Source organism: Micromonospora sp. NPDC005215, assembly GCF_040607915.1.
GTDB lineage: Bacteria > Actinomycetota > Actinomycetes > Mycobacteriales > Micromonosporaceae > Micromonospora.
This window is the reverse complement of record NZ_JBEXHQ010000003.1, coordinates 247,161-270,830: the sequence shown is the minus strand read 5'-3', so window position 1 is coordinate 270,830 and position 23,670 is coordinate 247,161. Positions and strand designations below refer to the sequence as shown.

Below are 23,670 nucleotides of genomic sequence, written 5' to 3'. Positions count from 1 at the left end.
TCGCAGAGCCTGCCGTTAACGTAATCGGGTGGCAGCGCTTTGGCCGGGCATCTTCGAACACCTCATTACCAAAGAACTAGCCGATCGCCTGCACCAGTTGGATCGCTCGCTAGTCCAGCACGGTGCCCTCGATCCCGCCGACGCCCACCACACCCTCGCCCGGCACATCGCCGTCCTGGCCGTCCGAGCCCTCCAGTCCGTCCCCAACGGCGACGACAAGCTCCACCACCAGGTCGAGATGGCGAACCAGATCGCCGAAGCCATCGCCGCCCTCAGCCCAAAGGCGGCAACAGAGCAGGACCAGGTAACCGACGCCAAGCACCTGCTCCACGCCATCGCCGCCCCGCCAACCCCTCCCGCGCCACCAGCATTCCCGCAGCGCCCCACCACTCCCCTCTCCACCGGCGCGCTACTGGTAAACGGTCGCCACCAGCCCCGCATCGGCCACGAGGTCAACCACGAGATGGCCTCGGCCGACCACGTCGACCTGCTCTGCGCGTTCATCAAGTGGTACGGCCTGCGCATCGTCGAGCCGGCCATCCGCGAGCTGATCGCCCGAGGCGGCAGGGTCCGCGTCATCACCACGACCTACCTCGGCGCCACCGATCAACGAGCGCTGGACCGGCTCGCCGAACTGGGCGCAGAGATCAAGGTCTCGTACGAGACGAGGACCACCCGCCTGCACGCCAAGGCGTGGCTGTTCCGCCGGTCGAACGGCACCACTACCGCGTACGTCGGCTCGTCGAACCTGTCGAAGACCGCGCTGGTGGACGGCGTGGAGTGGAACGTCCGCATCTCGAACATGGAGCAGCCGCACGTCATCGACACGTTCACTGCGACCTTCGAGGACTACTGGAACGATCCGGCGTTCGAGGCGTACGACGCGACCCGAGATGCCGAGCGGCTACGGCACGCGTTGAGCGGGGAGCGCCGCGACCAGGCACCCATCGAGATTTCGAACCTGGACGTGCGCCCGTACCCCTATCAGGCCGAGATCCTGGCCGACCTGGACGCCGAGCGGCTGGTGCACGGGCGTTGGCGCAACCTGGTGGTGATGGCGACCGGCACCGGCAAGACAGTTGTCGCGGCCCTCGACTACCGCCGCCTGAACAAGGCGGGACGGGCAGACTCGCTGCTCTTCGTGGCTCATCAGGAGCAGATCCTGCGGCAGAGCCTGTCGACGTTCCGGCAGGTCATGGGGGATGGCAGCTTCGGTGAGACGCTCGTCGCGGGCGAGCGGCCGAACGGTTGGAAGCACGTCTTCGCCTCCATCCAGTCGCTGCATCGCCGGGAGGTGGACCCCGAGGCGTACGACATGGTGATCGTCGACGAGTTCCACCATGCGGAGGCACCGACGTACACGCGGGTGTTGGAGCGGCTGCGTCCCCGCGTACTCCTGGGACTGACGGCGACTCCCGACCGGGCTGACGGCGGCGACGTGCGCCGGTGGTTCGACGGCCGCGCGGCTGTCGAGCTGCACCTGTGGGACGCGTTGGAGCGGCAGTTGTTGGCGCCGTTCCAGTATTTCGGGCTGCACGACGACGTCGACCTGTCGCACCTCGCCTGGAAGCGCGGCCAAGGCTACGTCCCGGCGGACCTGGACGTCGTCTACACCGGCAACCACGCGCGGGCGCGGTCGGTGCTGCGCGCGGTAAGCGACAAGGTCGACATCGGGCGGATGCGGGCGCTCGGGTTCTGCGTGAGCATCGGGCACGCCGAGTTCATGGCCGAGTGGTTCAGGAAGCACGGTGTCGAGGCGGCGGCGGTGACCTCAGGAGTCGACCGCACGTCGCGAAAAGGGCTACTGCGGGACTTCAAGGCCGGCAAGCTGCGGGTGCTCTTCACAGTGGACCTGTTCAACGAGGGCGTCGACCTGCCGATGGTCGACACGATCCTGATGCTGCGGCCCACCGAGAGCGCCACGATCTTCCTGCAACAGCTCGGCCGTGGCCTGCGCCTCGACGACGACAAGCCCTGCCTCACGGTGCTCGACCTCATCGGCGGGCAGCACGCCAACTTCCGTTTCGACCTGCGGTGGCGTGCCCTGACCGGGGTGAGTCGACGGGAGATCACCGAGGCGGTCCGCGACGACTTTCCGAGGCTGCCGAGCGGCTGCCACGTCGAGCTGGACCGGGTGGCGAAGGAGATAGTGCTCGCCAACCTGAAGAGCGCCCTGCCCACCTCGAAGGCCGGACTGGTGTCCGAGCTGCGGCAACTCGGTGACGTCAGCCTGACGACGTTCCTGCGCGAGACCGGTCTGGAGATCGAGGACGTGTACCGCTCGGCCAGCGTCGGCGGCTGGACCGGCCTGCGCCGGCTCGCCGGCATCGAGACGTCCGCGCCCGGCCCGGATGACCGGGACCTGGGCCGGGCCATCGGCCGCATGCTGCACACCGACGACGTAGACCGGCTGGAGCTGCTGACCCGGGTCGCGGCCGGACCGCCCGCGCCAGGTCAGCAGGTGTACGCGGGCAACGGTCCACTGCTGGACATGCTGCACTTCAGCCTCTGGGGGCCGAACGCCCCGCTGGCAACGCGGGACGAACGGCTGGCACGGCTGTGGAAGGAGCCGGCGCGTTGCGTCGAGTTGCGGCAGGTCGCCGAGGTGCTGCGGGACCGCATCCACCGGGTCACACCCACGCTCGCCGCGGGGGCGGTGCCGCTGCGGGTGCACGCCCGGTACAGCCGCAACGAGGCATGTGCCGCCTTCGGGATGACGAACCCGGGCTCGCTACGCGAGGGGGTGAAGTGGCTCCCCGACGCGGGTGCCGACCTGTTCTTCGTCACCCTTGTCAAGTCGGAGGCCCACTACTCCCCCACCACCATGTACGCCGACCGGGCCATCACAAGCAGCCTGTTCCAGTGGGAGTCGCAGAGCACCACCTCGGCGGCGTCGGTGACCGGGCAGCGCTACACGTCCGGTCACTCGACAGTGCACCTCTTCGTCCGGGAAACCCGGATCGCCGACCGGGACCTGGGCGCGCCGGCGTACCTCTACGCCGGCGCGATGACATACGAATCGCACACCGGCGGCCGGCCGATGCGGATCCTCTGGCGGCTTGACCACGCCCTACCCGCAGACGTCTACGCCACCGCCCGCACGATCGCCGCCTAGTGCTGCTCCGGCGGCGGGTCGGGGGTGGTCGAGCGGTATTCGGTTCGTCTCCTGCCGGCGCAGTTCCGCTAGCTCGGCTGGTCGACGGCGCGGGCGTGTCGCCCGCCGGCCGGCCGCTCGTCGCCGTGGCCCGGCCACCACGCCTTGTGCCCGATCAGCGCGGTCAGCGCCGGGACGAAGAACATCGACATGACGAACGCCGACAGCACGATGCCGATCGCCACCGCGAAGCCCATCTGCTGGAGGAAGGAGATCGGCGCGAGCAGCAGCACCGCGAACGTGCCGGCCAGGATCAGTCCGGCTGCCGCGACGGTTGGGCCGGCGTGTTGCACACCGATGGCGGCGGCCTCGTGTGGTTCGTTGCCTTCCCGCGCTTCCTCGCGTAGTCGGGCGATCATCAGGATGTTGTAGTCGGTCCCGATCGCCACAACGAAGAGGTACAGGATGATCGGCAACTGGAAGGTGACACCGGGCTCGCCCTGTAGCCCTTGGAAGAGGTAGACGGTGGCGCCAAGTGTGGCGGCGAAGTTGAGCAGCACCGCGATCACCAGGTAGATCGGCGCCACAAGGCTGCGCAGCAGCAGCGCGAGGATGAGCGCGATCAGGCCGGCTGCGACCGGCAGGATCACCGATAGGTCGCGGTTGTTCGCCGAGTTGATGTCCGCGAAGATCGCGGTGGTCCCGCCGACCAGCGCCCGGGTGCCGGGCGGGGCCGACGCGTGTACGGCATCGCGCAGGTCCTCGCGGACAAGGTTGATCGCCTTGTTGGAGACCGGATTCTCGTTGAGCAGCAGATTGACCCGGGCCACACTCGGGTCGGTGCTGCGCTCCGGGGGTTGCGCCTGGCCCACACCCGGGGCTTTCGCTATGGCCGCGGCGAACTCGTTGACCTGCTGCTCGGTCAGTTGTGACCCGTTACTTGTGGTCAGGTAGACCTCGGTGGGGGCGAGCGCACCGGCGGCGAACCCGCGCTGGAGATCCTGCGCGGCCTTCGCCGACTCGGTGTCCTGCGGGAAGCCGGCGCTGAAGTCGTAGTCGGCCTTGTAGCTCAGCACGCCTGCGGCGAGCGCGACAAGGATGATGCCGGAGATCGCCGCGACGAGTGCCGGCCGACGCCCGACGATGGTGCCGAGCCGGTGCGAGATGGTGGCCTTGGGCGTACGCTGCCACGCCTTCGACGGCCAGAAGACGTACCGGCCGAGCAGCGAGACGACCGCCGGGACGAGGGTGAGCGAGGTGACAAGCATGACGCCGACGGCGATCGCGAGCGCCGGGCCGAGTGAGCCGAAGAAGCCCAGGGAGGCGAGGAGCAGCACGAGGAACGCGACGATTACCGCTCCGGCGGCCGAGGTGATGACCTCGCCGACCCGCTGGACGGTGACGATCATCGCGGTGCGCTTGTCGTCGCCGGCGCGCAGCCGTTCCCGGTAGCGGAAGAGCAGAAACAGGATGTAGTCGGTGCCGATGCCGAACAGCACGATCAGCAGGATCGTTTGCAGGTCCTGGCTGACACTGAGGTCGAATGCCTTGCCTGCTGCGGCGACGAGACCCGTCGTGATGCTCAGGACGACACCGACGACCACAACGGGCAGCAGCGCGGCGATGGGGCTGCGGAAGATGATCAGAATCAGTCCGATGATCAGGATGATCGTCGCGATGCCGACCACGGCGAAGGCGTTGTTGAAGGTGTCCTCGTTGTCGACGAAGCTCGCCACGTCACCGGCCACGCCCGCGGTCAGTCCACTGTTCGCCAACTCCGGGCCGATGTCCGCCCGCAGATCGCGGACGGCGTCGAGCAGCGTCGGGTCGTCGGGGGTGGGGGCGTCAAGCCCGACGTTGACGATCTGCACCGACTTGTCCGGCGCCACCGCTTGCGGACCGGTCTGGTAGCCGGACGTGTGCGGGATGTTCTTGGCCTTGAGCGCCTGGGCGAGCTTACCCACCGTCGCCTCGTCCGCGGGCGTGAGCTTCTGCCCGTCGGCGCGCTTGACCACGATGACAGCGGTCGCTGTGGCCTGCTGCGGAAACGCCTTCTGCCCGAGCTCGGTCGCCTGCACGGACTCGTACGAGCGGGGCAGGAAGCTTTCCTGATCCGCTGAGGTGATGTCGCTAAGCGATGGTGTGGTGAGGATGATGGCGGCTGCCGCCACCACCCACCCAGCAATAACCCACCACGCTCTGCCCACAACGAATCTGCCCAGCCGCTCGAACATGGTTCCCCCCGTGCGTTCGACACCACAGTCGTCTGGCCCTGGAGCGCCCAGGACGCGCACCCAATCACTCTTCCGGGTGGTCTTCGCTACCCGCTGTGCAGACTACAGTCGCCCGCCACCCCTTTTCGGATGCTTGGCCGTCAGGGGCTGCGGGAGTTTCAGGTGTCAGCCGTCCCGCGATCGCCGCGTTCGACCGTCGGCAGGAGCGCCCCGGTGGGGAAGGCACAGATCCGGGGTGGCCCATGCGGTGCCGGCACCGGCAGCATCGGACTCGGCGCAACCGGCAACACCGATTGCGAGCAGCAGCGGCAGTACGCCCTAGCGGAGGAGCGGACAGCGCGGCCGAACCGGCGCCCTCATCGTTGCAGCGTCGCGGTCGCGTAGCCGTCCGGGTAGAACTGGTGGTAGTCGCGGTACCGGACCGTGAAGGTGGTGGTGCCGCGAGGCAGCGAGTAGGTGAGGGTGTATCTGCCGCTGACGTCCAGTTTGCTGCGCCAGAACTCCCGCTCGGCCCCGCCGTTGGTCGACGCGGTGATCCACCAGTAGTTGTCGTCACCGATGGGCGAGCTCCAGGTCACGGTGAGCTGCGCGATTTGCTTGTCCTTGCCGGCTCCGACCTGGGCGGTGACAGCCAGGTCGGTGACCGGCGGCGTCGGCGGGTGCGCCGGCCCGAAGGAGTGCAGCAGCTGAGTCTCCTGGTAGGCGTCGGTCGAGGTGACCGCCCAGGCCCGGGTGCCGTCCCGGTTCACCAGCAACGTGCCCTCCCAGAGGCTGTCGTCGCTGCGGAAGTCGACGGCGTACGTCGGGACCGTGCTGCCCTTGGCGTAGAGGTAGACATCGGCGTCACCGGTGGCGGTCGAGGCACGGCCGATAGCGACGGTCGAGCCGTTCCCGGACCAGGCGGCGTCCTGCGGATAGACGCCGCTCGGATAGACGTTGGCGTCGGCGAGATCCGGCAGCCGGTACGAGTGGTGCTCGTACGGGCTGCCCACCGTCTCCACCACTTCGGTGCCGTCCGGGCTCACGGCGTAGTCGATGAGGTTGCTGCCGGTGTAGTCCCGCTGGGCGACGATCGTCGGGCTGTCACCGGAGACGTCGATGACGTAGGTGGTGACGGGCGAATACCCGGTGTCGCCGGCGACGAGGAGACCGGGCGCGCCGGGGCTGGCGTCGATGATCGGGTGGTAGTTGGGGCCCGCGGTGTAGACCACCGGCGGGGTTCCGGGCGCCGACCAGACCAGCAGACCGCCGGAGCCGATGCCGGCGTCGATGAACCCGCCGACGACCTTCTCGCCGGTCGGTTCGACCGTGTACAGGTGGGCGCCGAGGGGTGCGGGATAGCTGGCGATGATGGTGAGCGTGGCGGCGTCCAACGCGATGATCCGGTTGAAGCCCTGGGCCGCGTACAGGATGCGTCCGTCGTCGCTGAGGACAAGGTCGGAGATGTCAGCGACGGCAGTGACCCGGGACAGCAGGCGGCCGTCGAGGTCGGTCACCACCAGCGGCAGTGCGCCACCAACCCCCTGTGCGACGTACAGGCGGCCGCGCGCCTCGTCGAGCTCGATCGCCCGCAGGTCGTTCACCGGCAGTTGGACGCCGACGCTCTTCAGCAGGGCCACCTCGGCGGCGGCCGGCGCTGCTCTCAACAGCTCCCCGGCGCTGAGCCCGATCGCCGCGAACATCCCGGACGCCAGCAGTTGGCGACGCCGCATGACACCCCCCCGTGTCGGCCAGCCGCGTGCCGACGGCCAGGCGAGATCTTAGTACCGGGCACTCTGCCGGCGCTGTACCTCAGCGCCCGGCCCGCTCTATCGCAGCCGTCCACGGTGGGCGGTGGGGCGCACGAGCCTGTGCACGCGTCGGCCGCCTGCCAGCTCCGCCGGCTTCATCAGCGCGGCTTCGGCACCTGCCGATTGAACCGGGGCTTGAGAGCCAGGACCAGGGCTTCCTTCGTACCCTCCGGGTTGTCGGTCTCCTGCCAGCGGAGCTCGCAGCGACCCAGCCAGTCGGCGATGTCCTGCGCTGTTGCCACCGTGCCCTGCCTGTCGACGAGTTGGCCGACCTGCTCGTGCAGCACCGCCGACTCGCGGTTGCCGGTCAGGTGCTGCCGGAGGCGATTGCGCAGGTTCCCGGTCCCTCGGGTCCAACCACAGGCCGGTGTTGCCGGGTGGGCCGAGCCAGAGCAACTCGCCGGGGCGTACCTCATGGACCAGGCGGTGGGAGACGGCGCCGGCGGGTACGGCGCGGACGTGCAGCTCGACGGTGCCGTCGGCACGTGGGGCATTGGCCGGTGAGAGCCAGCGCCAGCCGCCGGGCAGGCGTGGTGTGCAGACGGGATGGCCTCGCCGGGCTGGTGGGGCAGCCGCCGCCAGGGACGTACCGTCAGGATGGCGATGCCCGGCGACGGCCGTTCGTGGCCGATCACCAGGGCGGGCCACCAGGTTGGGCCGTCGCCGACGCGGGCGGCGGCGCGACGGGCGGCGTGCGTGGCGCGGTCCGCGGCTGCCTTCCGCAGTGGATGCGGCGCGCGGCGGGAGACGGCGGCGAGCAGCGCATCGGCGATCGTGGTGGCGTGTGGGAGCAGGTCCTCCAGCACGCCCTGCCCGCTGATGTGTACGCCACCGCTCGGACGATCGCCGCTTGAGCCTTTCGCGGCACACCCGTGGAGAGCCGCTGAACCAGGAGCACCGAACGCGCCCGGCCCGTTGAAGCATCGAGCCGGGCGCGTCGAGTTGGCGCTATGCGACGAAGCGGGCCCGGCGTCGGCGTCCGATCAGGTAGACCGCGCCGCCGAGGAGCAGCAGCGCACCGCCAATGCCGACCACTGTCGCGGTTTCGGCACCGGTCACCGGCAGTCCGCCACCGTCGCCGCCGGCCGCGGTGGTGGAGGAGGCAGGGGTCGGTACGACGGTCGTCGTGGCGCTGGGCGAGGCGCTCGGCGTGGCGCTTGGCGTGGCGCTCGGCGTCGTGGTGGGCTGAGACGCGCAGTCCAGCGCGCGTGCGGCGTACAGGCCCTCGTTCAGGTAAGCCAGGTAGGGCTCGACGGCTTCCTCGTCGAGGGCCTTCTGCGCGGCTGCCTTCACGTTGGCACCAGCGCCCGTCATCGTCTGGCCCACCGTGATCCGCAGATCCGTCAGCCAGAGTTTCTGCAAATCCGGGGCGCCGTGTCCGTCCTGACCGACGAGCGTCTTGAGGTAATCGCGGAGCTCCTCAGGGGTGCCCCCTCTCACCCGCTGCTGAAGGACGGCCGGCAGAACGGGCAGCTTCTCTTCGAGTGCTACGTTCAGGAGATCGACGACCAACTTCCGCATCTGTGGATCCGTGGCGGTGTCCAGGTCGATGGTGACAAGCTCGCGAATATCCTTGTACACCTTGCGCTCGACCGTCTGGCAGGCCGCGTTCAGCCCGGGCGATTGGGCTTGCGCCACCGCCGGTGCCGCCGGGATCAAGAAGGCCAGTGCCACTAGGGCACCGGCCGGAATCTTCCATCGCATGTGTGTCGTCCTCCCCGTGTAGATCAAAACATGGGGATGCTACAGGTAGCAGGCGGAGGAGCAGGAACAGTGACTCCACAAGGCATAAGAAATCAGTATTTAGAGCATTTTGTTGGGTTCGGGTAGAAAGGCGCAGACCGCAGCAGCTAACTGCGCTTGGGCACCGTGATGCACAACGTTTCCTGCTGGCAGCTCGACAGGACGAGGATGGCCGGCACGACGGGCGATCATCCCGCGAGCGTGAGTGGCCGTCATTTCGTCATGCGGTCAAGCCGCGTCAGCGTTCGAAGCGAACCTGACGTCCAGCCTTCGATCCAGGGCCCGGGCCAGACGCTCCAGGACCGGCAGGGTCGGCACGGTGCCGCCGGCCTCGAAGCGAGCCACCGCGGACTGGGTCATGCCAGCGGCTCGCGCCAACTGGCTCTGACTCCAGCCGTGTCCCTCCCGCAGGTGGCGCACCTCCTGACCAAGTTCGAAGGCAATCCGAGTGGCCTCGTAGGTCTCGGCCGCCCCTGGCTCCGCCATCCGACGCTCGCGCAGGTCATTCCAGTCCACGCGATTCCTCCAGCCAGTCTCGGACCTCTGGTTCCAGCTCCACGCTACCCCAACCCATAGCATCGATGCTATAAGTTCCTCGGTTATCCGAGAGCTTCATCAGGACGCGTGTCGTTGATCGGGTACGCACCAGTCTCTTTCGCCAAGACACCAGACGCCGACGGCGCCCTGGAGGAGTACACGGGCGAGCCTTGCCGCGCACCTCGACGCTGGCCGAGGGCGCGGCAATCAATCCGGTGTTCGCGCGGTCCCGCGAGTTATCGGCGGCTCCACTGCTGGTTGGCCTGGCCGGTGCAGGTCCAGAGGGCGACCTTCGTGCCGTTGGCGGTGCCCTGGTTCACGGGGTCCAGGCAGAGGCCGGACTGCACTCCGGTGATGGTGCCGTTCGCGTTGACGTTCCACTGCTGGTTCGTCCCGCCGTGGCAGTCGTAGATGGTGACCTGGGTGCCCGGGGAGGTGCTGTTGCCGGCGGCGTCGAGGCACTTGTTGCCGTAGACGGTCAGGGTCTTGCTGGACGTGTACGTCCACTGCTGGTTCGTGCCGCCGTGGCAGTCCCACAGATTCACCTGGGTGCTGTTGGTGGTGGAGTAGCCGGGGACGTCGACGCACCTGCCGGACCGGGTGCCCACGATCGTGGTGGTCTGTCCGCCGCCGCTGCCCGGGTTGCCGATGCTTCCGGGCACCGACTGCAACGCGCTGTACCAGCGGGCGGCCATCTTGTCGTAGCCGCCGGCCGTGGGGTGGACGCCGTCGATCAGGTCGGCGGTGGTGAGCGCGCTGTGCATGTCGACCAGGTGCACCCGCTTGCCGGCGTTGACCTTGCTTTGGACGATGCCGGGGATCGCCGCGTTGAAGGTGCGAGCGGCCGCGTCCTGGCCGCTGTTGGAGATCGGAATGAGCTGCGCCACGAACACCTCGGCGGTGGGCGCGGTGTTGGTGATCTTGTCGATCAGCGTGGAGAGCCGGTTCGGGGCGGTGCTCACGTTGTAGTTCTGCAGGATGTCGTTGGTGCCGATGTGCAGCAGGACGGTCTGCGGCCGTTGGGTGTTCAGCCAGCCGACGATGTTCGCGTCGATCTGGTCGATGCGCCAGCCGGGATGCCCCTGGTGGTCGTGGTCGCCCAGGCTGGCCGGCCCGTTGAACTGCGATCCGACGAAGTCCACTGTGTACCGGCCGGTGGCGAGACGCTGCCAGAGCCCGATGCGGTACCCGCCCGGCACCTGGGTGCCCTCGGTGATGGAGTCGCCGAGCGGCATCACCCGTACCCCGCCGTTGGATTCCGCGTTGGCCGGACCGGTGGGTGTCACCACTCCGGCGACCACGACACCGAGCGCGGCGAGCGTCGCGAGCCATCGTGCCCTCGTTCGCATAGCTTTCTCCCCTGGGTTGGTCGAGCTGGCCCAGGGCATGGCCGGCCGGTAGAGCCACCATGGGCAGCCGGCGGGCGCCGATCGTCACATCGGCATGGCGTTTACTGCCTCAGCACTGGGACGAGTGTGAGCGCTAACAGAGAAGAGTGTAGATTCCTTGGATTGATCTGGTCTACCGGCAACTCTGTCGGAGTCGTCTGCCGCGCCCCCGATTGATCGCGCGCTAGGTTACGAGGATGGAGCAGCGGATAAGTCTGATCACCCTCGGCGTCTCGGACCTGGCGCGAAGCAAGGCCTTCTACGAGCACCTCGGCTGGCGCGGCCAAGAGGTCGAGGAGACGGTCTTCTTCCAGGCCGGCGGCCTGGCCCTGGTGTTGTGGAGCCGGGACAAACTGGCCGCCGACGCGGGCGTTCCCAACCCGGACACCGGCGGCTTCGGCGGAATGGCCCTGGCCCAGAACGTCCGCTCACGGGCGGAGGTCGACGAACTGATGGCCACCGCGGACAAGGCCGGCGCCGAGGTGACCCAGCCGGCGCGGGAGACGTCCTACGGCGGCTACGCCGGCTACTTCGCCGACCCGGACGGTCACGTCTGGGAGATCGCCTGGAACCCCGGCTTCACTCTCGGCCCGGACGGCTCCCTCACCCTCCCCGACTTCGGCACCACGACCTGACCCGACCGCAACAGCGAGGGCACCGAAGACTCCAGCCGCAGACCGGAGACGGCAACGGTTCGAGATCACGGCCCGGTCGGCGGGCAGAGCAGCCGGTCCACGAGCGGCAGCAGGAGATCCAGGCACGCCGTCAACAGCGCGGGATCGGGCGTCGCGGTCGCGGCCGGCGCGGTGGGCGTGGCCGACGATCCGGCCGGCCGGCCCGCAGCTGGCGTCGGCGTCGCAGTGGGCGTCGGCGTCGCGCTGGCCGACGGGGCGGGAGCGCTGGAGGGCGCCGGCTCGGTGGACGGCACCGGAGCGGTGGTGGGGACCGGAGCCGCCACAACGACGGACGGGAGCGGCGCGGCGGGCCGTAGCGGACCGGCCGCCGGAGGCCGTGCCGGCTCGGCCGGACGGGCGGGCGTGCTCGGGCTCGGCGGTGCCACCAGGACCGAAGGTGCCCGCAGCGAGGCGATCACAACGGTTTTCCGCACGGTCGGCTCGACCGTCGCGATCGTCGCCGCTTCCGCCCGTCGCATGGGGCCGACCTGCTGTGGTCCCACGGCGCCGGGACCCAGCGCCGCGAACACCACAGTCGCGACGGCGGCGACGGCGAGGGCCCGGCGGTCGGGGCGTACTGCCGACAGCGGCGCGTCGACCGGCGCGACCGGCGGCTGCGGCACCGGCGAGGTGGCCTGGTGCGCGGCCAGCAGGGCGTCGACCTGCCCGGCGACGGCGGCGCGATCCTCCGTGGCGGCCAGGGTGAGGTAGAACCGGAAGTTCACGGCGGCGCTGGCCGGGACCAGCAGCCCCGCGAGTCGACAGTTGTCGTGCAGCAGAGTGACCGGCACGTCGGGGTGGTGGGCGGCGCCGAGCGCGTCCGCGTACCGCCACTCGCGCCGGTGCTCGCGGCCGGCGAAGGCCACCCGGTGGCTGGTGACGACGGCCATGCCGGTGTCGAGCACCCGCAGGCCCGCCGGCAGCGCCTCGTCGACAGTGTCGGCGAAGTCGCACGGACCCGGGGTGGGCAGGCCGGGAACGTGCCGCGCCTCGGCCTCGACAAGCGTGGCGACGGGGAGGACGCGGAAGACGAGTTCGTCGGCGGCGAGGTCCACCGGCAGGCCGGCGCGGGGCTGCGTACACCCGAGGAAGCTGGCGGCTTCGATGCGGAGCCGGGCCAGGTGGTCGTCGCGGCGCAGCCAGGCGTCGGTGGCGTCGCGGTACGCACGCTGCCGGCGCTCGTTCTCGCGCTCGGCCCAGGCGATCCGCCAGGGGGCGCAGCCCACAGAGGTCACGGTCACACGCGGTACAACCGCTCACGTACGTGACAGGCAACGCTGGCGGGATCGATGCATCCCTTTGCACCCGAAAGGAGAGAATTGACAGGCCGCGCGGCGGCCGCTCCGGCAAGGACACCGGAGCAGCCGCCGTGCAGCACAGCGACTACTGGCGCAGCGAGGTGAAGAACTGCCTCATCTCGGCGGCCAACAGGTCCGGCTCCTCCAGTGGCATGAAGTGCCCACCCCGGCCGGGTTCACTCCAGTGCCGGATGTCGGTGCAGGCCCGCTCGGCGATCTCGCGAGGAAAGTTGGTCTGCGAGGGTTCGGTGCTCACAGTGAACGCCGCCGGCACGGTGATCATCGGCCGCGGGGTGTTGTGGTCGAAGTCGGCGTACTGCCGGAACGACGAGCCGATCGTGCCGGTCGCCCAGTAGAGCGTGATGACAGTGAGCAGGGTGTCCCGGTCGATGCTGTTCGCCAGGTCACCGTGGTTGTCACTCCAGTCGCGGTACTTGTCGACAAGCCAGGCGGCCAGCCCGGCGGGCGAGTCGGCGAGCGCCGCCGCGAGGGTGTCCGGGCGGGTGCCCATGATGGCGCTGTAGCCGCCGTCGGTCTCGTCGTACGTGGCCTCGGCGTCCAGGTACGCCTGCTCGGCCGCCGACAGTGGACGGGCGTCGAAGTTCGCCGGAAACGGTGGATGGATCATGTGGATGCCCGCCACCTGCTCCGGGTAGAGGGCACCGAGCCAGCCGGTGACCACACCCCCGACGTCGCCGCCGAAAGCGCCGTAATGCTCGTAGCCGAGCACGTCGGTCATCAGCTCGTGCAGCGTCCGGGCGAGGACCGCCCGGGTCACCGGCTCGTCCGGCACCTCCGAGAAACCGAAGCCGGGCAGCGAGGGCACCACCACGTCGAACGCGCCGCCGGGTTGGTCGGGGTCGGTCAGCCGGTCGACAAGCGGCAGCATCTCGACGAAGCTGCTGGGCCAGCCGTGGCTGAGGAGCAACGGTAACGGCGCGGGCCTGCCGGCCGGGCGCGCGGCCCGGACGTGCAGGAAGTGCAGCTTCCGGCCGCCGACAAGGGCCAGGTGCTGGGGGTACGCGTTCAGCTCGGCTTCACGCGCACGCCAGTCGAACCCGTCGTGCCAGTAGGACACCAGGTCCCGCAGATAGTCGGGGTCGACACCGCCCTGCCACGGCTGAGGGCCGCTGCGATCGGTGAAGCGGGTACGGGCCAGTCGGACCCGCAGGTCGTCGAGGACCGCATCGGATACGTCGATGCGGAACGAGGAGTTGGACATTGGTCCTCCGAGAACAGGAGGGCGCTCCCCGACGCGACAGGTCAGCTGAGGGGGACGGCCGAGAAGAGCGCCCAGGAATGACGATGGGTGGTCACCGGGCTCACCTCCTCTCGTGGCTGACGAAGATCACCCTACCCTTCTCGGGGCCGGCGTGAGCGTCAGGACCGCGAGACTCAGGATCGCGCCGCCGGCCGGAGCGATCCGGACGGCGGCGCGGCGAGGGCGGGTCAGGCTGGCTGACCGACCTCGGGGGCCTCGTAGACCCGGCGGATGTCGACCTCGACCTCACCGATGGTCTCCGCGAAGACGTCGACGAATCGCCGCCCCCACTCCAGGGCCTCCTCGCGGGAGCGCACGTCCACCAGCGCGAACCCGGCAATCAGTTCCTTCGTCTCGGTGAACGGCCCGTCGGTGACGGTGGTCCTGCCGCCGTGCACGGTGATCCGGGTAGCGTCCGTGACGGTCGGGCAGAGTCCTTCGGCGGCGACCAGGATCCCGGCCTGCGCGACCTCCTTCATGAAACCTTCCATCCGGGCCAGGAACTCCGGGCTCGGGTTGAACGCTCCGGGCAGGTTCTCGTCGAGCTTGTGCATCATCATGTAGCGCATCGGTGTGGTCCTCTCGTGATCGGTGAACGACGGTCAGCGGGTGAGCGGTCGAGTGCAGAGCGCGGTGAGCCAGCCGAAGGCGACGACGCAGGCGAGCGCCATCCGGACGCTGAGCGTGTCCTGGTCGGGCCAGGACAGGATCGCGACGACGGCCAGCGCGCTGCCCAGCGAGAAGGCGGCCCAACCGCGCTGCCCGGCCTGCCACCAGATGCGGGCGAAGACCAGACAGGCGATGGGTAGCGAGCCGAACGCCAGCCCCGCGCCGACGCCGTGACCGACGGCGTGCCAGCTCAGCGTCTCGGGTGCGCCCTCCGGCGCACCGGCCGGCCAGCCCATGCTGGGGTCGGAGACCAGCACCCCGCCGATGATCAGTCCGAGGCCGTGCACAGCGATCAACGCCGGCCCCCACGTCCCGCCGGGCTCGCCGCGGAGCGTCCGGCGCAGCCCGACCGCTCCGGACAGGGCGAGCAGCCCGGTCAACACGAAGTTGGTGATCTGGATCCAGCCCAGGTCGCCCAGGGCCAGCAGGCTGAGCGGCTGCCGGCTCAGGTCGAACCCGTCGCGGGTGAGCACCTGGGCGGCGGCCACCACCCCGAACAGCGGGCCGGCGGAGGCTCCGCCGGCCAGCAGCGCCCTGGTCGTCGTACGCCGGGAGTCGACGCCCGCCACCGCGGACCCTGCGCTCGTCGCGTTCCCCGTCGTCGTCATGTCGTTCTCCTCGTCTGTGCCGGCTGGTCGCCGGTCCCGCGTGCCGGTGCGAGCCGGCTTTCGCTGACGCGTCGAGCGGCCGACGCGGGATACGACAGGACTGTCGACGAATTTTTTCAGCGGGTTGGCGCTACGCCACGGGCGCAGTCGGCGGCACGAGCGCGCAGCAGCGCACGTTCGCGTTCGTTGCCGGTCAGTTCGGCGGCCCGTTCGAACTCGGCGCGCGCCTCGTCGTGGCGACCCAGCTTGGCCAGCAGGTCACCGAGCACGCTGGGCAGCAGGTGGTAGCCGGCCAGCGCCGGCTCGTCGGCCAACGCCCGAGCCAGTTCCAGGCCGGCGGCCGGGCCGTCGGCGAAGGACACCGCGACGGCCCGGTTCAGCTCCACGACCGGCGACGGTACGACCCGGGCCAGCTCCGCGTAGCCAGCGGCGATGCGCGCCCAGTCGGTGTCCGCCGGGGTGAGCGCACGCGCGTGGCAGGCCGCGATCTCCGCCTGGAGGGTGTACGGACCGGGCGGGCCGTCCGCTGCCCTCGCCCGGTGCAGCGCGGTGAGGCCGCGGCGGATCAGCAGCCGGTCCCAGCGCCCACGGTCCTGCTCCAGCAGCAGAATCGGCTCGCCGTCGGCGTCGACCCGGGCCGCGGTACGCGACGCCTGGATCTCCAGCAGCGCGGCCAACCCGTGCACCTCCGGTTCCTCGGGCATCAACTCCTGCACGAGGCGGGCCAGCCGCAGCGCGTCCGCGCAGAGCGCCGGGCGCATCCAGTCGTCACCAGCCGTCGCGGAGTAACCCTCGTTGAAGATCAGGTAGATGACCTCCAGTACGGAGGCCAGCCGTTCCCCGCGCTCGGCCACGCCGGGCACCTCGAACGGCACCTTCGCCTCGGCGAGCGTCTTCTTGGCCCGGGTGATCCGCTGCGCGACGGCCGTCTCCGACACCAGGAACGCGCGGGCGATCTCCTCGGTCTTCAGCCCGCCCAGCACGCGCAGGGTCAGTGCCGCGCGCGCCTGCGGTGCGAGCAGCGGGTGACAGGCGGTGAAGACCAGCCGCAGCAGGTCGTCGTCGATGCGATCCTCGAAGGCCGCGTCGAAGTCGGGGGTGAACTGCTCGTCGTCGAGGTCACGCCCGAGGTCGGCCACCCGGCGTTCCAGCAGGCTGCGCCGGCGCAGCGCGTCGATCGCCCGCCGCTTGCCGACGGTGGTCAGCCACGCGCCCGGGTTGGCCGGCAGGCCGTCGCGTGGCCACTGCTCCAGCGCGGCGACCAGGGCGTCCTGGGCCAACTCCTCGGCCCAGCCGACGTCGCGTACCAGCCCGGCCAGGGCGGCGACGACCCGCCCGGATTCGATGCGCCACACCGCTTCCACAGTGCGGTGGACCTGCTCAGCCCCCATGACCGCACATCAGAACAGGCCGGCACCGGCTCCACAAGGACCGCGCGGTGCACCGTTCAGCCCGCGCGGCGCGGGTGGTTCACCGACCTGGGCGGCGGGTTCTCGGCGGGAAACCTCGACCGGGTACGCGGCGGGTACGCCACACAGTGCTCGGCCCACTGCTCGGCGGCGGTGGCGAGGGCGTCCGCCGAGACGGTGAGGATCAGCGGGTAGATCACGCCGGACGGTCGGCGCATCCACGGCGGCAACGACTCGGCGGAGAACTCCACGATCAGCTCCAGCCGGCGGCGGCGGAGCACCCGGGAGCGGAGGACCAGGTTGGGTTCGGTGAAACTGACAATCGCCGGCGGCGCGTTCGATTCGAGCGCCGAGGTGGCCTGCCCGTGCAGCCAACCACCAAACGCTCGGGCTTCCTCGACCATCAGGCTCGGGTAGTGGTGCGACCAGGTCTGGCCGTCGGCGGTGCGGGCGTCCACCTCGATGAGCAGCCAGTCGTGCCAGCCGGGCGCGGCCCGGTCGGGGTCGTCGGGCGGGTCGATGCCAGGCTGGTAGCCGACGGGGCGTATCCGCACCCGCGCGCCATCGTCAGACCGGATCTCCACTCGGCAATTGTGGCCGACCGAAGCAGACTTTCACTCCCAAATCGGTCACTTTGTGATCGTTCGCCGTACGCCACGGTGCTCGGCGCAGGCGTTGGCGCTGCCGCCGGCCAGGCTGACCGAACCGTCGCGGCACTGCACGAGGTAACCCCGTCCGGCCCAGAACTGCGGCACGCAGTCGAACCAGTCGCACACCTCGGCGGCGGGCCGACGGATCCGGGTGCCGCCGCAGAAGCCGTACCCCAGCGGGTTCTCCGGCGCCCCGCAGCGCGGGTCGCCGGTCGTGCTAAGTGCCGGGCGTGGCGACTTCGTCGGCTTCGCCGGTGGGGTGGCGCGGGTGAGCGCCGGGGCCGCCGGGCGGACCAGCACGGGCTCCCCGCTGGGGGTGGCGGCGGCGGCGACCTCCGGGCCGCCGGTCGGATCGGACGGATCCGACTCGACAAGCGCCGCCGGCACCAACAACGCCAGGGCGGCAGCCACCGCGATGGTCCGGCGACCACCGGGTACGAACGACGTCAGCCGGGCCTGCCCCGGGGTGGCCACGGCCGGCCGGAACGGCTTGAGCTCGGCGTGCTCGGCGATCAGCTCGTCGAGCTGGGCGAGCACCGCGGCGCGCTGTTCGATCGCGTCGGCGAAGGCCAGGGTCAGCTTGAACCGGAAGTCCGGCGCCGCGTCGGTGGGCAGCAGCAACCCGGCGGTCGGCCGCCGGTCCAGCACCTGGATCAGCGTGACCGGCGACGCGGGGTCGTGGGCCAGACCGGTCATCCGGCCGTACGCCCAGTCGCGCCGGCCGCGTCCGCCGAGCAGCACCAGGCGGCGGCTGGTGATGACGGCCATGCCGGCGTCGGTGACGCGTACGCCGTCCGGGCGGCGCGGGCGCAGCGGTCCGGGCGGCGGGGCGACAGTGAGATCAGGGGCGGGCAGGACCGGGGTGTGTCGTACCTCGACCAGTTGCGCGGCGGGCAGCACCCAGAGCACCACCTCGTCGGCGGCCAACTCCAGGGGCAGGCCGTCGCCGGCCGCGGCGGAGCCCTGGAAGTCGGCGGCGAGAGCGCGCAGTCGCCGCAACTCGTCGTCGCGTCGCCGCCAGGCCGTCTCGGCGCCCCGGTACGTGCTGACCCGCCGCACGTTCTGCCGCTGCGCCCACCGGTACCGCCAGGTGGAACCCGTCGAATCAGTCTTTGCCACGCCGACTCCTTCGCCGCGTAGGCCACCAATCTGGGTGTCTCTTCGTTCAACAGGCGCGGCGTGGCGCCCGGACACGCCGGATCGGGCAAATTGCCCGATCGGTGGATGAAACCGCACGATAAGCCGATACTGCCGCGTCGACGGTTCTCCTGTGCGCGTGTCGTGCGGGGCGGTCGCTGTCTCGGTAACGTCAGCCGCAGCCGGGTGGCGTTGCCGCCGCACCGCCGTCCGAAGGGGGTGAGCGTCATGCCGCAGGACACCCGGCCCGGCGTGGTCATCGGCGTCGACATCGGCACCACCAGCACCAAGGCCGTCGCGTACGACACCGACGGGCGGCAGCTCGGCAGCCACTCGGTCGGCTACCCCCTGAACGACCCGCAACCCGGCTACGCCGAGCAGGACCCGCACCTCATCCTCGACGCGGTGCTCAAGTCGGTAAGCGTGGTCGTGGCCGAGCTGGTCCAGCCGGTGTCCGGCCTGTCGTTCAGCTCCGCCATGCACAGCCTGATCGGGCTCGACCCGGACGGCAACCCGCTCACCCCGTCGGTGACCTGGGCCGACTCACGCTCCACCCAGCAGGCCGAACGGCTGCGGGCGGTCCCGTCCGGGCTGGCCCTGCACCGGCGCACCGGCACGCCCATGCATCCGATGTCGCCGCTGCCCAAGCTGCTCTGGTTCGCCGAGCAGGAGCCGAAACTCTTCGAGCGCGTCGCGCACTGGGTGGGCATCAAGGACTGGGTGCTGCTGCGACTCTGCGACGCGCTGGTCACCGACCACTCGATCGCCTCGGCCAGCGGCCTGCTGGACATCCACCGACTGGAATGGGACAGCGAGGCGCTGGCCATCGCCGGCATCACCGAGGAGCAACTGCCCCAACTGGTGGCCACCACCGCCGTGCTGCCCGGCCTGACCCCGCAGGCCGCGGCCGCCACCGGCCTGTCGGAGCGCATCCCGGTGGTGGTCGGTGCCGGCGACGGGCCGCTCGCCAACCTGGGCCTGGGGGCGGTGCACCCCGGCATGGTGGCCTGCTCGATCGGCACCAGCGGCGCGATGCGCGTGATGGTGGAGCGGCCCGGCGTGGACCCGCTCGGCGGCGTGTTCTGCTACGCGCTGACCGAGCACCGCTGGGTGGTCGGCGGTGCGATCAACAACGGTGGCATCGTCCTCAAGTGGGCCGGTGAGGCGCTCGCCCCGGATCTGGGTGAGCACTCCGAAGAGGACCTGGTCGCCCTGGCGGCGCGCGCGCCGGCCGGCTCGGGCGGGCTCATCATGCTGCCGTACCTGCACAGCGAACGGGCACCACACTGGAGCGCGCTGCCGCGCGGCGCGTACGTGGGGTTGACCCACAGCCACCGCCGCGAGCATCTGGTCCGTGCCGCGCTGGAGGGAGTCTGCCAGCAGCTCGCGCTGGTGCTCAGCTCGGTACGGGCGGCGGGTAACGAGGTGCGTGAGATCCGTGCCGGTGGCGGCTTCGCCCGCAGCGGCCTGTGGCGGCAGATGCTCGCCGACGTGCTCGGCCTGCCGGTGAGTTTCCCGGCCGCGCACGAGGGGTCCAGCTTCGGCGCGGCGCTGCTCGGCATGCAGGCGCTCGGGCTGATCCCCAGCATCGACGTCGCCGCCGACCTGGTCCGGATCGAGGAGACGATCCGCCCCGACCCGGCCGCTGCCGCCACGTACGCGACGCTGCTGCCGCTCTTCGCCGAGCTGTACGACGCGCTGACGCCCACCTTCGCCTCGATCCGCCGGCTGGCACCCGGCCTGCCCGCGGAAATCGAGCCCGCAACAGGACCCCCGATGTGACCCTTCGGCCGGCCCGCCTCGGGCCGACCCCTCTCCGAAGGTCGTGATCCCGTGCCACCACCTCTCGCCCTGGCCGACCCACTGACCGCCCTCGCCGCACCGGCCGAGCCGGTGACCACCGCCGGTGACACCCAGCTCGTCATCGCCGCCCTGCTCGGCATCGCCGCCGTGGTGCTGCTGATCGCCTGGGCGAAGGTGCACCCGTTCCTGTCGCTGATCCTCGGCGCGGCGGTGCTCGGCGTGGCCGCCAGCGTCGCACCCGACAAGATGATCACCTCGTTCACCGCCGGGGTGGGCTCCACCGCCGGCGGTGTCGGGCTGTTGATCGCGCTCGGCGCGATGATCGGCGGTCTGCTCGCCGAGTCCGGCGGCGCGGACGGCATCGTCAACCGAACCGTCGGCCGGGTCTCCGGCCGGACGTTGCCGTGGGCGATGGCCGCGGTGGCGGCGCTTATCGGGTTGCCGCTCTTCTTCGAGGTCGGCGTGGTGCTGCTGGTGCCGATCGTGCTGCTCGTCTCGATGCGGACCGACGTGCCGCTGATGAAGATCGGCATTCCGGCGCTGGCCGGCCTGTCGGTGCTGCACGGCCTCGTCCCGCCGCACCCCGGGCCGCTGGTGGCGATCTCCTCGCTCAACGCCGACCTGGGGCTGACGCTCGGGCTGGGCCTGCTGGTGGCGATCCCCACGGTGATCATCGCCGGGCCGGTGTTCGGCACCTTCATCGCCCGGTACGTGCCGGCGACCGCGCCCGCCGCGCTGCTGCCGACCCGCCGGGACCCGGGCCGGACCACCGAGGCGGCGGCACAGCGCGACGTGGACGGCGATCTGCTCACCGACGACGATCTGGTCAACCCGGGCGGCGGACGACCGGGTGAGCCGGTGGACGACAGCGGCACCGAGACCTCCCGACGGACCCCGGCGTTCTGGCCGGCGGTGATCACCGTGCTGCTGCCGGTGGTGCTGATGCTGCTACGCGCGATCGGCGAGCTGACAGTGGACGAGGGCACCGCCGGCCGCAGGACGCTCGACATCGTCGGCACGCCGATCGTGGCGCTGCTCGCCGGGGTGATCCTGGCGATGTTCACGCTCGGCTACCAGGCCGGGTTCAGCCGATCCCAGGTCTCCTCGGTGATCGGCGGTTCGCTGCCGCCGATCGCCGGCATCCTGCTGATCGTGGCGGCCGGCGGCGGGTTCAAGCAGGTGCTTGTGGACGCCGGGGTGGGCAACCTGGTCGCCGACGCGGCCAAGGACGCCAACCTCTCGCCGCTGTTGCTGGGCTGGCTCGTCGCGGTCGGCATCCGCGTCGCGACCGGCTCGGCGACCGTCGCGACAATCACCGCGGCGGGCATCGTGGCACCCCTCGCGGCGAGCCTGGACAAACCGGAGGTGGCCCTGCTGGCGCTGGCGATCGGCTGCGGGTCGCTGTTCCTGTCGCACGTCAACGACGCCGGGTTCTGGCTCGTGAAGGAGTACTTCGGACTGACCGTCGGGCAGACCCTCAAGAGCTGGTCGTTGATGGAGACGATCATCTCCGTGGTTGGTTTCCTCGGCGTGCTCCTGCTCGACCTGCTGCTGTAGCGACCGGGTCAGGGCGCCTCGACGCCGGCGATCACGTAGCGATGCACGTCGGCGTCGAGGATGGCCGCCTCCTGCCCGTCACTCGGCCCGGAGCCGCGGAACGCCGCCAACTGCTCCGCGGACTCCCAGCGTTCGTAGACGTGGATCCGGCCGGGCTCCAGCGGGTCGGCCGCGAGCAGGAAGTCGAGGCAGCCGGCGGCGGCGCGGGCCTGCGCGATGACCTGTGCAGAGTCGGCGAGATAGCCGTCGCGCGTACCAGGTTCGACGCGCAGACTTCCGGCGATGATCAACATTGCTGCTCCCTCGGGCTCGGGTTCTGCTGATGCGTCTGATGCCGCAGGGTCACAGTTATACCTCTGAGGTGTGTCACTCCCGGGGGCATCACCGCCCGGACGGGTGACACCAGTCCCGGTGACCCCACCCGCCTCCGGCGCTTCATATCGTGCAAACGTGAGAAAAAGCGACAAGAGGCCCTCATCTTCCCCACTGGCGATGTCTGTCCGCGTACCCAGGAAAGGGCTGGCGGCGGCGGTCGCGCTCGCCGTGCTGGCCACGACCGGGCCGGCCACCGCCGACGGCCCCGGACCCGGCGCGGACCCGGCGCAACAGGCCGAGCCGGGGTACGGGGTCGAGCCGGGCGACGGGCAGGGCCATGAGCCAGGTGTCGAGCCGACGCCGGAGCGGGCGCCGACCAGCGAGGTGTCCTGGTTGTCGTTTCCCGGTGGAGTGTTCGCGGTGGACTCGCTCGGGCACACAGTGCGCTACCGGGCCTGCGACGGTGACACCGGTCGGGTCGCCGACCCGGGCATGCTGGTCGCCGCCGGAGTGGCAAGCGGCGCCGTCGTCGTCGGTGGCACGGCCTACCGCTACCGGGTGCCGTTGACCGGCCGCAGCGCGGGCACGCTGGAGGTGATCCAACGGCACCGCCCGCCGGTCGCGCTGACCGGAGTGGTGGTCACCAGTCCGCAGCCGCCCACCGACCCGGTCGCTGGAGCCCGGCTGTTCCCGCTCAGCGGGGAGCTCGCCCGGGTGGTCGCCGACGCGAGCCTGAACCCGGCCGGAGTCACCGTCCGCGACCTGTCCGGCCGGTACGGCGACCAGCAGATCGCGGTCAACGGCGCACTGCGCCCCAAGGCCGCCAGCGTGATCAAACTGTGGATCCTCGTCGAGCTGCTCCGCAGAGTCGACTGTGGACAGGTGTCGCTCGACGATGGCGTGCTGGTCACCCCGGAGGACGTGGTCGGCGGCACCGGTCAGCTCCAGTTCGAGACGTTCCCGCAGGTGGTCACAGTGCATCGGCTCGCCCAGTACCTGATCAAATACAGCGACAACGTCGCCGCGAACGTGCTGATCACCTACCTCGGCGGGTTCGCCCCGGTCAACGCGCTTATCGACTCGATGAACCAGCGGTCCACCATCCTGGCCCGCCGGATGCTCGACAGCGTGGCGGCGCAACGCGGTGAGGAGAACTACACAAGCCCGGACGACGTGGTGTCCCTGCTCGGCGCGGTCTGGGACGGCGAGATCCTCACCCCCGCATCCCGCGACCTGATGATCGGCTTCATGCGGGAGCAGACCCTCAACACCAAGATCCCGGCGGCGCTGCCACCCGGGGTGCCGGTGGCCCACAAGACCGGCGACCTGCCGGACGCCTCCCACGACGTCGGCTACTACCTGATCCCCGGCACCGAGACCGCCGTCGCGTTCCTCACCGCCGGGCCGATGGCCAGCGGCGACGAGACGGTCCGCCGGATGGCCCGGACCGTCTACGACTTCCTGGTCAGCCCCACCGCCGGGGCGGTCGAGGAGTGACCCGCC

At 70.5% G+C, this 23,670-nt stretch carries 20 protein-coding genes; 6 read left to right on the top strand and 14 right to left on the bottom strand.

Annotated elements, in window-relative coordinates; all coding sequences use genetic code 11:
- Positions 1-28: 28 nt before the first annotated feature.
- Positions 29-3,115, top strand: a complete 3,087-nt coding sequence (locus ABZU25_RS04765) for a DUF3427 domain-containing protein (protein ID WP_355027961.1) — start codon at positions 29-31, stop codon at positions 3,113-3,115.
- A 68-nt stretch (positions 3,116-3,183) separates the two neighbouring features.
- Here ABZU25_RS04765 and ABZU25_RS04760 read toward each other — a convergent pair whose 3' ends face one another.
- From ABZU25_RS04760 to ABZU25_RS04750, 3 genes are all read right to left on the bottom strand, one after another.
- Complete coding sequence (locus ABZU25_RS04760; RefSeq protein ID WP_355027960.1) at positions 3,184-5,265, bottom strand: MMPL family transporter; 2,082 nt, start codon at positions 5,263-5,265, stop codon at positions 3,184-3,186.
- Positions 5,266-5,684: 419 nt separating this feature from the next.
- Positions 5,685-7,040 (bottom strand): hypothetical protein, encoded by a 1,356-nt coding sequence (locus tag ABZU25_RS04755; RefSeq protein WP_355027959.1) that lies wholly within the window; start codon positions 7,038-7,040, stop codon positions 5,685-5,687.
- Between the two features lie 176 nt (positions 7,041-7,216).
- Positions 7,217-7,534, bottom strand: a complete 318-nt coding sequence (locus ABZU25_RS04750; protein ID WP_355028002.1) for a hypothetical protein — start codon at positions 7,532-7,534, stop codon at positions 7,217-7,219.
- A 117-nt stretch (positions 7,535-7,651) separates the two neighbouring features.
- On the opposite strand from ABZU25_RS04750, the gene ABZU25_RS04745 reads away from it, so the two are divergent.
- Positions 7,652-7,972, top strand: coding sequence for a hypothetical protein (locus tag ABZU25_RS04745; protein WP_355028001.1), 321 nt, complete (start codon positions 7,652-7,654; stop codon positions 7,970-7,972).
- A 94-nt stretch (positions 7,973-8,066) separates the two neighbouring features.
- Here ABZU25_RS04745 and ABZU25_RS04740 read toward each other — a convergent pair whose 3' ends face one another.
- From ABZU25_RS04740 to ABZU25_RS04730, 3 genes are all read right to left on the bottom strand, one after another.
- The gene (locus ABZU25_RS04740; RefSeq protein WP_355027958.1) at positions 8,067-8,822 is read right to left on the bottom strand and encodes an LPXTG cell wall anchor domain-containing protein; all 756 of its coding nucleotides are present in this window, start codon (positions 8,820-8,822) and stop codon (positions 8,067-8,069) included.
- Positions 8,823-9,089: 267 nt separating this feature from the next.
- Positions 9,090-9,377, bottom strand: a complete 288-nt coding sequence (locus ABZU25_RS04735; RefSeq protein ID WP_355027957.1) for a helix-turn-helix transcriptional regulator — start codon at positions 9,375-9,377, stop codon at positions 9,090-9,092.
- Positions 9,378-9,634: 257 nt separating this feature from the next.
- Positions 9,635-10,747, bottom strand: coding sequence for a ricin-type beta-trefoil lectin domain protein (locus ABZU25_RS04730; RefSeq protein WP_355027956.1), 1,113 nt, complete (start codon positions 10,745-10,747; stop codon positions 9,635-9,637).
- A 236-nt stretch (positions 10,748-10,983) separates the two neighbouring features.
- On the opposite strand from ABZU25_RS04730, the gene ABZU25_RS04725 reads away from it, so the two are divergent.
- On the top strand, positions 10,984-11,421 hold the full coding sequence (locus ABZU25_RS04725; protein WP_355027955.1) for a VOC family protein: 438 nt from the start codon (positions 10,984-10,986) through the stop codon (positions 11,419-11,421).
- A 65-nt stretch (positions 11,422-11,486) separates the two neighbouring features.
- Here ABZU25_RS04725 and ABZU25_RS04720 read toward each other — a convergent pair whose 3' ends face one another.
- From ABZU25_RS04720 to ABZU25_RS04690, 7 genes are all read right to left on the bottom strand, one after another.
- A complete protein-coding gene (locus ABZU25_RS04720; protein WP_355027954.1) occupies positions 11,487-12,695 on the bottom strand; it encodes a hypothetical protein in 1,209 nt (402 codons plus the stop codon).
- A 148-nt stretch (positions 12,696-12,843) separates the two neighbouring features.
- Positions 12,844-13,980: an epoxide hydrolase family protein gene (locus ABZU25_RS04715; RefSeq protein WP_355027953.1), complete on the bottom strand. Its 1,137-nt coding sequence runs from the start codon at positions 13,978-13,980 to the stop codon at positions 12,844-12,846.
- A 227-nt stretch (positions 13,981-14,207) separates the two neighbouring features.
- On the bottom strand, positions 14,208-14,588 hold the full coding sequence (locus tag ABZU25_RS04710; RefSeq protein WP_355027952.1) for a YciI family protein: 381 nt from the start codon (positions 14,586-14,588) through the stop codon (positions 14,208-14,210).
- A 33-nt stretch (positions 14,589-14,621) separates the two neighbouring features.
- Positions 14,622-15,296, bottom strand: a complete 675-nt coding sequence (locus tag ABZU25_RS04705; RefSeq protein ID WP_355027951.1) for a DUF998 domain-containing protein — start codon at positions 15,294-15,296, stop codon at positions 14,622-14,624.
- 116 nt (positions 15,297-15,412) lie between these two features.
- Positions 15,413-16,687, bottom strand: coding sequence for an RNA polymerase sigma factor (locus ABZU25_RS04700; protein ID WP_355027950.1), 1,275 nt, complete (start codon positions 16,685-16,687; stop codon positions 15,413-15,415).
- Between the two features lie 56 nt (positions 16,688-16,743).
- Entirely contained in the window at positions 16,744-17,289 is a 546-nt protein-coding gene (locus ABZU25_RS04695; RefSeq protein ID WP_355027949.1) for a hypothetical protein, read from the bottom strand.
- A gap of 45 nt (positions 17,290-17,334) precedes the next feature.
- Positions 17,335-18,474: a hypothetical protein gene (locus ABZU25_RS04690; RefSeq protein ID WP_355027948.1), complete on the bottom strand. Its 1,140-nt coding sequence runs from the start codon at positions 18,472-18,474 to the stop codon at positions 17,335-17,337.
- A 246-nt stretch (positions 18,475-18,720) separates the two neighbouring features.
- On the opposite strand from ABZU25_RS04690, the gene ABZU25_RS04685 reads away from it, so the two are divergent.
- The gene (locus ABZU25_RS04685; protein WP_355027947.1) at positions 18,721-20,274 is read left to right on the top strand and encodes a gluconokinase; all 1,554 of its coding nucleotides are present in this window, start codon (positions 18,721-18,723) and stop codon (positions 20,272-20,274) included.
- 51 nt (positions 20,275-20,325) lie between these two features.
- Entirely contained in the window at positions 20,326-21,852 is a 1,527-nt protein-coding gene (locus ABZU25_RS04680; protein WP_355027946.1) for a gluconate transporter, read from the top strand.
- Between the two features lie 8 nt (positions 21,853-21,860).
- Here ABZU25_RS04680 and ABZU25_RS04675 read toward each other — a convergent pair whose 3' ends face one another.
- Positions 21,861-22,145 (bottom strand): antibiotic biosynthesis monooxygenase, encoded by a 285-nt coding sequence (locus ABZU25_RS04675; protein WP_355027945.1) that lies wholly within the window; start codon positions 22,143-22,145, stop codon positions 21,861-21,863.
- Positions 22,146-22,344: 199 nt separating this feature from the next.
- On the opposite strand from ABZU25_RS04675, the gene ABZU25_RS04670 reads away from it, so the two are divergent.
- Positions 22,345-23,664 (top strand): serine hydrolase, encoded by a 1,320-nt coding sequence (locus ABZU25_RS04670; RefSeq protein ID WP_355027944.1) that lies wholly within the window; start codon positions 22,345-22,347, stop codon positions 23,662-23,664.
- The last annotated feature ends 6 nt before the right edge of the window (positions 23,665-23,670 follow it).